The organism is Methanothermobacter sp. KEPCO 2 (genome assembly GCF_041228365.1).
Lineage (GTDB): Archaea > Methanobacteriota > Methanobacteria > Methanobacteriales > Methanothermobacteraceae > Methanothermobacter > Methanothermobacter marburgensis.
The window spans coordinates 1,532,405-1,545,106 of record NZ_CP166185.1 but is presented as its reverse complement, the minus strand read 5'-3'; the positions used below and the strand labels follow the sequence as shown (position 1 = coordinate 1,545,106).

Genomic DNA, 12,702 nt, shown 5'->3' with positions numbered 1-12,702 from the left:
GTGGTCAGATGAAGGTGAAAATCATTGAAAGGGAGGTTATGGACCCCCTGGCAGACACCAGCATGGAGGAGATCCCCGTTAACAGTATAGGTGATGCCAGGACCATATCACTCTTTGATAACACAAAGCCCGGTGCAGACATCATACTGAGAACTCTGGAATCAGAGCTCAGTGGCTTCAACTTTATCTGGTCAGAGAAACCTGCAGGTGCCCCAGCAGAGGCTGAACAGATAGAGAGGGCTGCCAGGGGTGACCTCTGCATCCTTGCCCTGGGCGACTGTGGCTCCTGCACCACATGGGTGATCCTTGACGCCATCCGCCTGGAGGGTATGGGCGTCCCCACCATCTCCATCTGCTCAGACCACTTCAGTGAATACGCCAGGAGGCTGGCATCAGCCCACGGCATGCCCGGTCTTCGAATAGTTGAGGTGGAACACCCCATAGCGGGTCTGGAACCCGAAGCTGTGAGGAAAAAGGCTGAGAAACTGATACCCTCCATACTGGACCATCTGAGGTGATAGATTGGTTAAAATCGATAAATCATGCGGATGCCTCATAGAGGACCTCCTGGAGGATGAAAGACTGTGCAGCTCATCCCCCGAGGATATGAAGGTCATGGTCGACCCTGACCCCGAGAGGATCAGCCTGGAGTTCTATGAGAAGAGGATGACCGATGGACTCCCCATCATACCGCCCACAGAGGCCCGTGTCAGGAAATTCTACAGATACACCCCCAGGAAACCAGAGGACGTTATAGCCACACTCCCCCGAGGATGGGGATCGCCACCGTTGAGAAGGTGGCGGTGAATGCGGTGATGGCCGGCTGCATACCCCCAATGATGCCGCTCATAGAGGCCTGCATCGAGGGTGTCGGACGGGATGAATTCAACCTTGCAGGTATAAACGCCACAACACACCCTGTGGCTGTTGCTGTCCTGGTAAACGGCCCAGCTGCAGAGGAACTCGGCTTCAACTCAGGTGTGGGGTGCCTTGGACCAGGTAACCTTGCCTGTGCCACCCTCGGGCGTGCCCTGAGGCTCTCCCTCATCAACATTGCAGGTGCGGTGCCCGGGGTGGGTGACCATGCCACTATGGGTTCACCTGCAAAGTACAGCTACTGCTTCGCGGAGAATGAGGATGAAAGCCCCTGGGAGCCCCTGCACGTTGAGAGGGGTTTCGGCGCTGAAGAGAGCGCAGTGACCGTGATTGGAGTTGAGGCGCCGCACAATGTGAATGACCACAGGAGCAGGACCCCCGAGGACCTCCTTGACACCATCGTGCACACCGCATCGACGGCCGGCTGCAACAACAGCCACGTCCCAGGGGAGCTACTGGTTATAATGAGCCCTGAGCATGCAGAGACCGTCGCATCCCATGGATGGTCCAGGGAGGATGTTAAAAATTATATACATGAAAATGCAACCGTGGAGGCTCGCCTGGCTGACCGTGGAGGGAGGAAGCTGGATGAGGACCTCGTAACAGATGGGATGGTCCATATAACTAGAGGTCCCGAGGATGTAATCCTGGTGGTTGCCGGGGGACCCGGGAGACACACCATGATAGCCCACGGTTTTGGAGGATCATCGGAGTCCCAGACGGTGCCTGTGAGGTTCACTGGAGATTAAATGGTATAATTCAGTACAAAACCTCCATTCTACTTACTTTTCTGCATTTAAACCAGCAATCCTCTTAGGGAACTGGTACTTCCATCTGATGAAATACTCAGAAAGGGAAACCATACTATTTATCGCCAGACACTGAAGACTCCGATACAGGGAGCTTCAGGAAGACTTTAGGTGCTGATTAAAAAGAAAGCTCTTCAAATTTGCAAGAAATTCAATTAAAAGAAAATTGCAGACAGAAAAAATACATTTCTGGATAGAGAACTGAGCAAGTCAGGCTCAGATGTTTATTCTCCTTCTATCCAGAAGTTCCTGCTGTTTACCCCTGTTCCAGCCGCCGCTTGAGGACTTGGCCCTTCCAACCTGCTGCACGTAACCTGTGATCCTGTCATACCATTCAACATCATCCCTTTCACCGCAGCGGGCGCAGGAGTCCTGAAGCCCCCTCATGAGGGTCTTGCACCTGAGACAGAAGCTAAGGGCGTTGCTGTAGGCCCAGAATCCTATGTCACTACTCCTGCAGATTTTCCTTGTGAGGCCCTCAAGGGCAGCGGGGTCGGGTTTTGCCTCGCCGAGCCAGGCGTTGAATATGTGGCCTCCCGGTGTGAGGGGGTGGTACTTCTCCTCGATCTTTATCTTCTGTACAATATCCACCTCTGCATTCACGGGTGTGTGGCTTGAATTGGTGTAATAGTATGCCCCCCTGGTACCCTGGAGCACCGCCTCCTCAGGGTAGTGCTCATGGTCCAGCATCGCGAACCTGTGGGCAGTGGACTCTGCAGGTGTCTGGAGCACGCTCCACCTCCAGCCTGTCTCCTTCTTGAGTTCAGCTGCGCGTTCATTTATGTGCTCCACAACCTTCAGGCCGAACCTGTTAGATTCAGGGTCCGCTATACCGGAGCCCAGGTGGTACTCCAGCATCTCATTGAGTCCTGTGAATCCAAAGCTCATTGTGGCATTCTCTATCCTGTAGTAGCGTTCACCATCTATCTCCTGGGAGAGGAATGGTAGAAGGTGGTAGTCATCCAGACAGTGGAGTGCCTGTTCCCTCCTTATCTTCAGGACCTCCACCGCCATTTCAATGTACTCATCAAGGTACTCGAAGAGTTCATCGTCATCCCTGGACTGGTATGCCACCCTTGGGAGGTTCAGGGTTATGTAGGCAAGGTTACCTGTCCTTAGGCAGTCCTCCTCCCAGTTACCTGTCCAGTTATCTGCTAGGCTTGTCCTGCAGCCCATGTAGTTGGCCATCTCACCCCGGTAATCTGCCAGCATGTTTATGAAGTAGGCTGTCCCGTACTTGGATGCCAGTTCATGGACCAGTCCAAGTTCCTCATGGAATTCGCCCTTCAGTGTCTCCCGCCTTATGGTGTAGATGGTGTTGGGGAAGAGGTGGGGTTTGCCGTCTGCGTCCCCCTCAAGGAGGACCTCCGTGAACGCCCTTGTCAGTAACCTCGCCTCCTCTGCGAAGTCACCGTACACACCCACGTGCTCACCCCTGGGTCCATAGGCTGGTTCATCCTCAAGGAACTCAGGGACCCCGAACTCAAGGTTTATGCTCGTGAATGGCACCTGGCTGCCCCTTGCAGCGTAGGCCATGTTGAGGTTGAATATGAACATCTGGACCGCCTGTTTGATCTTCTCATAGGGAAGTCCAGAGGCGAAGGGTGCCACGAAGACGTTCCAGAGGCTCATTGCCTGGCCCCCTGACATGTTCTGCTGGGATGCCAGCATTATCTCCCCTGCATGGTTCATGAGTGTCTCCAAGTGCTTTGGTGGTCCTGCCACCGAGGTATGGTCACCTGTACCGTCCACACGGAGGCCGTGCCTTATGAAGAGCCTGAGGTCATGCTGTAGACAGTTAAGGGGCCTTGCAGCAAAGAATTCAAGGTCATGTATGTGTATGTCCCCCGACATGTGGGCGTCTGCAAGCCTGGATGGGAGTATGTGGAGGAGTGCGTACTGCTTGAGGGCCTCGTCGGCCACGTACTTGTGGACGGTCTCGGGGTTGTGGATCATGTTGGCGTTGTCCCTGGAGCCGTTCTCTATGAGGTTTGTTATGTTGTAGACAGGGATCCCGAGACGTGTGTACCTCCTCCGGAGGGTTTCAAGGCCGTGTTCTATGAGTTTGGTGTTCACGACCTCCCTTATCATTGGGGCTGTGAGGTACTCCACGTTGAGTTTCTTGAGTTCCCTCCAGACATCAGATGCGATTTCCCTTGCAACCTCCTCAGAGGCCCCGGCCTCCCTTACAAGGTTGTCCTCAATCTTTTTCTGGTCGAAGGTCTCTATCCTGTCCCTGGATGTTCTCACCCTCATTCTGTTGGCTGCAAGGTACCTGTCTGCCAGTTCCTCATCAACCTTCTTGAGGGCATCATAAACCAGGATCTTTATCTCCTTGGTGGTTATTCCATTGTAAACTGACCTTGCAACCTCTGAGGCCACATTTTCGGAGGTCCATAGGCTGGCCCCCAGGTTCAGGAGGGATTTTACAAGTTTTTCATGGCTGAATTTTTCCCTTATGCCATTATTTTTCAGGACACATGTTTCTGCCTTTGTTGGTATGGCAGCCAGAAGACGTGAATCATCAATCACAGGATCACCATATAGCTCCTTTTAAAGTAATCATTACAGTTAATTATATGTTCAAAGCCCTATAAAATGGATGCGGCAAGCTTAGGACTGGCTAGTTCGTTCCAGTATTAAGCATTGAAACTGTTCGTATAAAAGAAAAAGAAAGGGTTGTTTCTACTCCATTCTTATCTGCACGGCCCCTATCCTTGGTGCCAGGACATTGTAGAACAGTGCTGTCAGTGCATAGACTATGAAGGCATAAAGGAATGCCCCGATGGTTACAATCACCAGTAAAATTAGCCCTGTGACGTAGTCCCCCCCGATGGCTGAAACTATGAATGTTATGATCCCTATGATGAGGCCTATAACTGCAGAAATTGACCCTGTTATGAGTCCAAGTGGTATGGCCTCTATCCTGTCTATGCTCATAAAGCCATCGCCGGTCTCTGTGAGTTTCAGTTTTATCGCTGCGATCTTCCCTGAGAGGAAGTTGTAGAGGAGGAGCACAATGGCTGTTCCTATGAAGGCAACTATGAATGTCATTATGGGTGTTATGACAATGTTGACCACGGTACCAAGTGCCGTTGCAGATCCAACTGCGGCCATGCTTGATGCTGCTGATGGTTCAACAGTCCTTGCAATGCTGAGGATTGCGTTGAAGAATACCCACTGAAGGGGGGATACCAGGAGCTGGTATATTAATGTGAGGATGGCGCTGACTGCTGAGAGTATGAGTGCTGTGTTCACGATTTCAAATGATTCTATCTTCTCCATGTCAATGAAGCTGAGCCTGATACCTCCAAGGCGGGGCGTGAGGCCGTTGTAAATGAATGCCCTCAGGAATGATTCTACTATGCCAAGCAGGAACGCTCCAACAGGCAAAACAACCAGTCCAACAACTGATATTCCAGTGATCAACCCCTTCAACACTTTCATTTCAGCTGGAAGTACTGACCCTATTGCACCGGCAAAGATCAGGATCAGGAGGGCGAACAGGAATGCCCATACTGCCCCTAGCGATGAGTTCATAATGGTGTAGGGGACAACCCTTACAGATTTTATTTCCTTTGGCTGCATATTATCACCGGCCATATCTATGTGGTCATGAAACATATAAAACTTATGAAAACTTTATTTCGGTGTATTAAACACCATCATTCCCCTATAATCCATGAATGGTTCAGAGCCAGTTCTCTGACTCCTCAAGGACCCGCTGGACTATTCTTGAGGCTGAACCGGTGTAGGTTTCAGGGTTCATTATCTCCTCAAGGTCATCCTCTGTAAGGTGCTCCATGATATCCTTCCTTTCAAGGACCACGTCCTTGAGGTTCATTCCCCTCCGGTTTGCCTCGATGGCGCACTGGCGTACAGCGGCGTATGCTGTCTGCCTACCCATGCCCCTCCTTGTGAGCTCCGCCATGAGCCTCTCAGCCATTATAAGGCCACCTGTGAGCTCAAGGTTTCTTTTTATGTTTTCAGGGTAGAACACCAGGTTGTTGAGCACGTCAAGTGTCAGTTTAAGTATGTAATCTGTGAGTATGCAGGCCTCAGGGAGGATTATCCTCTCAGAGGATGAATTTGTGAGGTCCCTTTCATGCCAGAGGGGGTTGTTCTCTAGTGCAGCCACAACATAGGACCTTATAACCCTTGCTATACCGCAGATCCTCTCAGCTGTTATGGGGTTCATCTTATGGGGCATTGTGCTGCTTCCTACCTGCTTCTCAGGGTCGAATTTTTCACCCACTTCCATTATCTCCGTCCGCTGGAGGTTCCTTATCTCCAGGGCTATCTTATCGAGGGTTGTGGCTATGTTTGCAAGGACCATTATGAACTCTGCATGGTTGTCCCTCTGGACAACCTGGTTGGATATGAGGACAGGTTCAAGTCCAAGGATCTCAGATACCCTCTCATGGACCTCGAGGCCATCCTCGCCCAGGGCGGCTGTTGTGCCAACGGCACCGGTCATCATGCCCACGCAGAGCCTTTTTCTGCAGGCGTCAAGTCTCTCAATCTGTCTGTGTATCTCATCTGCCCAAAGTGCGAATTTCATGCCATAGGTTGTTGGGAGGGCATGCTGGCCGTGGGTTCTCCCCATGCACACCAGGTCCCTGTTCTCATCTGCCAGTTTCAGGAGTACCCTTAAAACCTCAACCAGTTTATCCCTCAGAACATCTATGGATTCCCTCAGGAGGAGGGAGTTGGAGGTGTCAACAATGTCATTGGATGTTGCACCGAAGTGCACGTATTCCCCTGCATCCCCCTCGCACTGCTCTGCCAGGGCCTTCACAATGGATGCTATGTCGTGTTTTGTCTCCCTTTCGATTTCGTTAACCCTTTCAGGAGTAACAAAAGCTGTGCTGGCCTTCCTTGCGATCTCGGCTGCAGCCTCCTCTGGTATGATACCCAGTTCACCCTCTGCCCTTGCAAGGGCGGCCTCCACATCGAGCATTCGCTGGAGTTTGTTTTCGGCCTCCCAGATAGCCTTCATTTCAGGGGTCCCGTACCTGAACTCAACAGGATGAATGGCCATTTTAACACTCCTCAACCAGAGAACCTGAGCACAAGGCAGAATACCGCCAGTATTATGCTCATCACGACGACCTGTTCAGGTGTGAGTTTCGGTCCCTTCGTTTCCTCTTCAAAGTACCTTACAAGGCCCGCTCCACTTGGTGGAAGTGTCTTTTTATCCTTCTTTGCCATGAAAAATCACCATGAGTATCGATAGATAATCTATTATATCTCTGACAGTACCATATAATATAAGTTTAAGTTTACAGTCGGAGAACAAGGAGGAACTGCACCCCTGTGGATGCGTGATTGACCATGATTGATTACTTCAATGAGCTTGAAAGGGAGACTGAACGCCTCTATGAAATTGCAGGAAAAGCCAGGGCTAGGGGCCTTGATGTTAGCACAAAGCCTGAGATACCCCTGGCCAAGGACCTTGCTGAACGTGTTGAGGGGCTCGTGGGTCCTGAAGGTATAGCTGAGAGGATAAAGGAACTTGAAAGGGACAGGGGACGTGAAGAGGTTGCGTTCCAGATAGCTGCAGAGATAGCATCCCAGCCCGTCCCTGATGATGACCCTGCTGAAAGGGAGAGGCTTGCAGATCAGGCCCTCAGAACCGCCCTTGCAATACTGACAGAGGGTGTGGTGGCGGCCCCCCTTGAGGGTATAGCTAAGGTCAGGATAAAGGAGAACTTCGACCGTTCAAGGTACCTCGCAGTCTACTTTGCAGGACCCATAAGGAGTGCCGGGGGTACCGCAGCAGCCCTTTCAGTCCTCATAGCCGATTACATACGCCTCGCCATAAACCTTGACAGGTACAAACCCATCGATAGGGAGATAGAGAGATACGTGGAGGAGGTTGAACTCTACGAATCAGAGGTTACAAACCTCCAGTACAGCCCCAAACCAGATGAGGTGCGCCTTGCAGCCAGCAACATCCCTGTGGAGGTTACGGGGGAACCAACAGACAAGGTGGAGGTATCCCACAGGGATCTTGAGAGGGTTGAGACAAACAACATACGTGGCGGGGCCCTCCTCGCCATGGTTGAGGGGGTCATACAGAAGGCCCCAAAGGTACTCAAATATGCCAGGCAGTTAAAACTTGAGGGCTGGGACTGGCTTGAAAAGTTCTCAAAGGCCCCCAAGAAGGATGAAGGTGAAGATAAGGTTGTTGTGAAGGCCGACAGCAAATACGTGGAGGATATAATTGGCGGCAGGCCCGTTCTGGCTTACCCCTCAAGGAAGGGGGCATTCAGGTTAAGGTATGGGAGATCACGGAACACGGGGCTTGCGGCAATGGGGGTTCACCCCGCCACCATGGAGCTGCTGGAGTTTCTGGCGGTGGGGACCCAGATGAAAATTGAAAGGCCAGGTAAGGGAAACTGCGTTGTCCCGGTGGATACAATAGAGGGCCCCATAGTTAAACTCAGGAACGGCGACGTCATCAGGGTTGAGGATGTTGAGACCGCCAGGCGGGTGCGACCCGAGGTTGAGGAGATACTCTTCCTGGGGGACATGCTGGTTGCCTTCGGGGAGTTCCTCAGGAACAACCACGTCCTCATGCCCGCAGGCTGGTGCGAGGAGTGGTGGATCCAGACCCTGCTCTCATCAGAGGATTACCCTGAGAGCGACCCCCTGAACCTCGCCCGCCACAGGTACAACTGGAATGACCTCAGGGTTGGGGCTGAGGAGGCCTTCAGGATTTCAGAGGAGTACGGTGTGCCCCTCCATCCACGCTACACCTACTTCTACCATGACGTGACTGTTGAGGAACTCAACAGGCTCAGGGAATGGTTAAACACCGGCAGATTAGAGGATGAACTGGTCCTGGACCTTAAACCAGAGAAGAGAATACTGGAAATACTTGGTGTGCCACACAGGCAGGAGAAATCAGGGGTTATCATTGAATTCGATGACGCCTTCGCACTCCTCAACACCCTCAGGGGGCCCCTTGAAGATTCAGATGACACCCTGGAGGCCCTTAACAGGGTCTCGGGTGTCAGGATAATGAAGAAGGCCCCCACCTACATAGGTACACGTGTCGGTCGGCCAGAGAAGACCAAGGAACGCAAAATGAGGCCCGCCCCCCATGTGCTCTTCCCAATAGGAAAGTACGGTGGAAGCCGGCGTAACATACCTGATGCAGCAAAGAGGGGTTCCATTGTGGTTGAGGTGGGGAGGGCCACCTGTCCATCATGCAGGGTCAGTTCAATGCAGTCCATATGCCCCAGCTGTGGTTCAAGGACAGTGATAGGTGAACCCGGGAAGAGGAAGATAAACCTTGCATCCCTCCTTAAAAGGGCAGGTGAAAATGTATCTGTCCGTAAAATGGATGAGATAAAGGGGGTTGAGGGGATGATATCCGCCGATAAATTCCCTGAGCCCCTTGAGAAGGGCATACTGAGGGCCAAGAACGACGTATACACATTCAAGGATGCGACAATCCGCCATGACTCCACCGATCTTCCCCTCACACACTTCACCCCCAGGGAGGTTGGCGTACCTGTCAGTAAACTGCGCGAACTCGGATACACCCACGACTGCTATGGGGAGGAACTTGAGAGGGAGGACCAGATACTTGAACTCAAGGTCCAGGACGTGGTCATATCAGAGAACTGCGCCGATTACCTTGTAAGGGTCGCGGGTTTCGTTGATGACCTCCTTGAAAGGTTCTATGGCCTTGAAAGGTTCTACAAGGTTAAAACAAGGGATGACCTTGTGGGGCACCTCATAGCTGGTCTAGCCCCCCATACATCCGCGGCGGTCCTTGGAAGGATTATAGGATTCACAGAGGCCTCTGCATGCTACGCCCACCCCTACTTCCATTCAGCCAAGAGGAGGAACTGTGACAGCGACGAGGACTCGGTCATGCTCCTCCTGGACGCCCTCCTCAACTTCTCAAAGTCCTACCTCCCGAGCACCCGTGGGGGTAGCATGGATGCCCCCCTCGTTCTCTCAACAAGGATAGACCCCGAGGAGATCGATGATGAATCCCACAACATAGATGCAATGGACATGATACCCCTTGAGGTCTATGAGAAAAGTTTTGAGCATGCTAAACCGACAGATGTACTTGATGTTATAGATAACGTTGAAAAGCGCCTCGGAAAGCCCGAACAGTACAGTGGACTCATGTTCTCCCATAACACCTCCAGCATACATGCCGGGCCCAAGGTGTGCCTCTACAAGTTACTCCCCACCATGAAGGAGAAGGTGGAATCCCAGATAAGCCTCGCAGAGAAGATAAGGGCCGTGGACCAGAGGGCTGTGGTTGAGGGGGTCCTCATGTCCCACTTCCTCCCTGATATGATGGGTAACATCAGGGCATTCTCAAGGCAGAAGGTGAGGTGCACCAAGTGTAACCGCAAGTACCGCCGCATACCCCTCAGCGGGGAGTGCCGGTGCGGGGGTAACCTCGTCCTCACCGTCTCAAAGGGCTCGGTTATAAAGTACCTTGAAATATCAAAGAACCTCGCATCAAGGTACCCCATAGACCCCTACCTCATGCAGAGGATAGAGATACTGGAGTACGGTGTGAACTCCCTCTTTGAGAGTGACAGGTCAAAGCAGAGCTCCCTAGACGTATTCCTCTAATTTCTTTTAAAGCTCACGCAACCTTCTTGCAGGTGGGGTGTACCCCCTGAGTGAAAGTGAAAGTGAAACCACGGTGACTGAGCTGAGGGCCATTGCAAGACCAGCGTACTCTGGCCTGAACACCACCCCAAGCGGGTAAAGGGCTCCGGCAGCCACAGGGATGAGTATCACGTTGTAGGCGAAGGCCCAGAAGAGGTTCTGCTTTATCCTTGAGATGACCTTACCTGCAAGCTGAAGGGCAGCTGCGGTATCAAGCGGGTCATCACCAACAAGAACCACCTCACCTGCCTCCTTTGCAACATCTGTTCCCCCTCCCAGTGCAATCCCGAGATCTGCCTCTGAGAGGGCTGGGGCATCATTTATACCATCACCCACAAAGGCAACTCCCACACCACGTGATCTGAGCTCCGAGACCCTTGATGCCTTATCCTCAGGCAGGACCTCCGCGATGACGGTGCTGATTCCCACCTCCCGTGCCACCTTCTCAGCCGTTCTCCTGTTATCCCCTGTGATCATTGCCGTTCTGATCCCCATCCTCTCAAGTTCCCCTACAGCGGCTGCTGAGCCGGGTTTTATCCTGTCAGAGACCCCTATAACCCCCTTAAACTCGCCGTCAGCTGCAACCATGACCACTGTCTTCCCCTCTGATTCTAATTTCTCAGCATCCCCTGGAATCTCCACCCCGAACTCATCCATGAGGACCCTGTTACCTGCAATCACATGTTGGGAGTTGATTTTACCCTCAAGACCCCTTCCTGGAATGGCCCTGAACTCCTCAACCTCAGGTATCTCCAGGCCCTCCCTCATGGCCCTCTCTGTGACCGCAACTGCGATGGGGTGCCTTGATCTGGCCTCAAGGGCAGCTGCATACCCCAGCACGTCTCCAACGATGTCTGTGACCTCGGGTTTACCCTCTGTAAGTGTGCCGGTCTTATCAAAGAGTACGCATGATATTCTACCTGCAACCTCAAGTGCCTCGCCCTTCTTTATGAGTATTCCAAGTTCAGCCCCCCTTCCAATGCCAACAGTCACCGCTGTTGGTGTTGCAAGTCCAAGGGCGCAGGGACAGGCCACGACGAGTACCGAGATCAGTACTGTGACAGATATTAGAAGACCGGCCCCCTCAACAATGTACCAGAACAGAAATGCTGCCAGTGCAACCGTGAGGACTGATGGTATGAAATAGGAAACTGCCCTGTCGGCGATCCTCTGAACCGGTGGCTTTGATGCCTGGGCCTCATCAACCAGCCCTATGATCCTTGAAAGGAACGTATCATCACCTGTTCGTTCAACCCTGAACCTAAGCACCCCATCGGTGTTTATGGTCCCTGCGATAACCTCAGATCCCCTGGTTTTAAGTACAGGGAGCGGTTCCCCTGTGATCATGGATTCATCAACATAGGATTCTCCATCCAGAACCCGGCCATCCGCGGGTATCCTGTCACCTGGCCTCACAACAACCTCGTCACCTTCAGCCAGCTCATCAGTCCTGACCTCAACCTCCTCTCCATCCCTGAGGATGGTGGCGGTGTCGGGCTGGAGTTCCATGAGCCTCCTTATCGCCCCTGATGTCTTTCCCTTTGCCCTTGCCTCAAGGTACCTTCCAAGTGTCAGGAAGGATGCCAGCATCAGGGCTGTCTCATAGAACATGAAACTCGATGGGAGAACCCCCACGGTGCCAAGTAAACTTGAAAGGAAAGCCACCCCTATACCCATGGAGTACATAACATCCATGTCAAGTGTTCCTGATCTCAGGGACCGCAGTGCACCCCGAAATATTGGTCCTGATACATATGCAAATGGTATCACAGAGACCAGGAGCATGAAGAGGCCCTCATTTACCGGTGGGTGTATGCCAAGGTACATCATGGCCATGAGTGGCAGTGAAACACCAAAACCCACAGCTATCCTCCTCAACTTTGGACCCTGGTCCTCCTGAATCTCCCCATCACCCTCGGTTCCCATGAATTCATAGCCGAGGTCCTCAATGGTCCTCCTGAAATCCTCTGCTGATGCGAGGGATGGGTTGTAGGCTATGTATGCCTTTTCGGCTGCAAGGTTGACCGTTGCATCACTTACACCCTCAAGTTCCTTCAGGGCTGATTCTATCCTCTGTGCACACATTGCACAGCTCATACCCCCTACAAGAACAGTCAGGTGTTCATTGATGACGCTGTAACCCGCTTCCTCTATGGCGGCCTCCATTGATGGGAGCCCCACAGTTTCAGGGTCATACTCAACAGAGACCCTGCCCTCCACAAGGTTAACCACGGCGTCATATACTCCCTCAAGCTTCTTAAGTGAGTCCTCTATCTTGAGGGCGCATGCTGCGCACCCCATTCCACCTATACGTATCGTTATCCTCTTCATCCAGGACACCTTCACAGTAAGCAGATATCATTCA

Annotated in this window: 9 protein-coding genes; 4 read left to right on the top strand and 5 right to left on the bottom strand. The window is 52.4% G+C overall.

Annotated elements, in window-relative coordinates; translation table 11 throughout:
• Window positions 1-8 precede the first annotated feature (8 nt).
• Genes AB9H23_RS08205 through AB9H23_RS08195 form a run of 3 tightly spaced genes read left to right on the top strand, consistent with a single transcriptional unit; the run spans window position 9 to window position 1,625 of the window.
• Window positions 9-518: a UGSC family (seleno)protein gene (locus AB9H23_RS08205; protein ID WP_370004760.1), complete on the top strand. Its 510-nt coding sequence runs from the start codon at window positions 9-11 to the stop codon at window positions 516-518.
• 4 nt (window positions 519-522) lie between these two features.
• Window positions 523-807, top strand: a complete 285-nt coding sequence (locus AB9H23_RS08200) for a hypothetical protein (protein WP_370004758.1) — start codon at window positions 523-525, stop codon at window positions 805-807.
• A complete protein-coding gene (locus tag AB9H23_RS08195; RefSeq protein ID WP_370004757.1) occupies window positions 774-1,625 on the top strand; it encodes a hypothetical protein in 852 nt (283 codons plus the stop codon). The genes AB9H23_RS08200 and AB9H23_RS08195 overlap by 34 nt, the downstream gene beginning before the upstream one ends.
• Before the next feature lie 276 nt (window positions 1,626-1,901).
• Here AB9H23_RS08195 and nrdD read toward each other — a convergent pair whose 3' ends face one another.
• The 4 genes from nrdD to AB9H23_RS08175 form a co-directional block, all read right to left on the bottom strand.
• The gene (gene nrdD / locus AB9H23_RS08190) at window positions 1,902-4,217 is read right to left on the bottom strand and encodes an anaerobic ribonucleoside-triphosphate reductase (RefSeq protein WP_370004755.1); all 2,316 of its coding nucleotides are present in this window, start codon (window positions 4,215-4,217) and stop codon (window positions 1,902-1,904) included.
• A 153-nt stretch (window positions 4,218-4,370) separates the two neighbouring features.
• Window positions 4,371-5,273, bottom strand: coding sequence for a hypothetical protein (locus AB9H23_RS08185; RefSeq protein WP_370004754.1), 903 nt, complete (start codon window positions 5,271-5,273; stop codon window positions 4,371-4,373).
• Between the two features lie 103 nt (window positions 5,274-5,376).
• Window positions 5,377-6,726, bottom strand: a complete 1,350-nt coding sequence (gene purB, locus AB9H23_RS08180; RefSeq protein ID WP_370004752.1) for an adenylosuccinate lyase — start codon at window positions 6,724-6,726, stop codon at window positions 5,377-5,379.
• Window positions 6,727-6,737: 11 nt separating this feature from the next.
• Window positions 6,738-6,896 carry a preprotein translocase subunit Sec61beta gene (locus AB9H23_RS08175; RefSeq protein ID WP_013294958.1) on the bottom strand — a complete coding sequence of 53 codons (159 nt, stop codon included), beginning with the start codon at window positions 6,894-6,896 and terminating at the stop codon, window positions 6,738-6,740.
• A 123-nt stretch (window positions 6,897-7,019) separates the two neighbouring features.
• On the opposite strand from AB9H23_RS08175, the gene polC reads away from it, so the two are divergent.
• Window positions 7,020-10,298 (top strand): DNA polymerase II large subunit, encoded by a 3,279-nt coding sequence (gene polC, locus AB9H23_RS08170; protein ID WP_370005986.1) that lies wholly within the window; start codon window positions 7,020-7,022, stop codon window positions 10,296-10,298.
• A gap of 6 nt (window positions 10,299-10,304) precedes the next feature.
• Here the strand turns inward: polC and AB9H23_RS08165 are convergent, their stop codons facing one another.
• A complete protein-coding gene (locus AB9H23_RS08165) occupies window positions 10,305-12,668 on the bottom strand; it encodes a heavy metal translocating P-type ATPase (RefSeq protein ID WP_370004751.1) in 2,364 nt (787 codons plus the stop codon).
• Window positions 12,669-12,702: the final 34 nt, after the last annotated feature.

What these genes read in the sequence shown, in the direction of transcription:
- AB9H23_RS08205 (WP_370004760.1), top strand. Translation starts at nt 9, where the DNA reads ATGAAGGTGAAAATCATTGAAAGGGAGGTTATGGACCCCCTGGCAGAC.
- AB9H23_RS08195 (WP_370004757.1), top strand. Translation starts at nt 774, where the DNA reads ATGGGGATCGCCACCGTTGAGAAGGTGGCGGTGAATGCGGTGATGGCC.
- AB9H23_RS08185 (WP_370004754.1), bottom strand. Translation starts at nt 5,273, where the DNA reads ATGCAGCCAAAGGAAATAAAATCTGTAAGGGTTGTCCCCTACACCATT.
- purB (WP_370004752.1), bottom strand. Translation starts at nt 6,726, where the DNA reads ATGGCCATTCATCCTGTTGAGTTCAGGTACGGGACCCCTGAAATGAAG.
- AB9H23_RS08175 (WP_013294958.1), bottom strand. Translation starts at nt 6,896, where the DNA reads ATGGCAAAGAAGGATAAAAAGACACTTCCACCAAGTGGAGCGGGCCTT.
- polC (WP_370005986.1), top strand. Translation starts at nt 7,020, where the DNA reads ATGATTGATTACTTCAATGAGCTTGAAAGGGAGACTGAACGCCTCTAT.
- AB9H23_RS08165 (WP_370004751.1), bottom strand. Translation starts at nt 12,668, where the DNA reads ATGAAGAGGATAACGATACGTATAGGTGGAATGGGGTGCGCAGCATGC.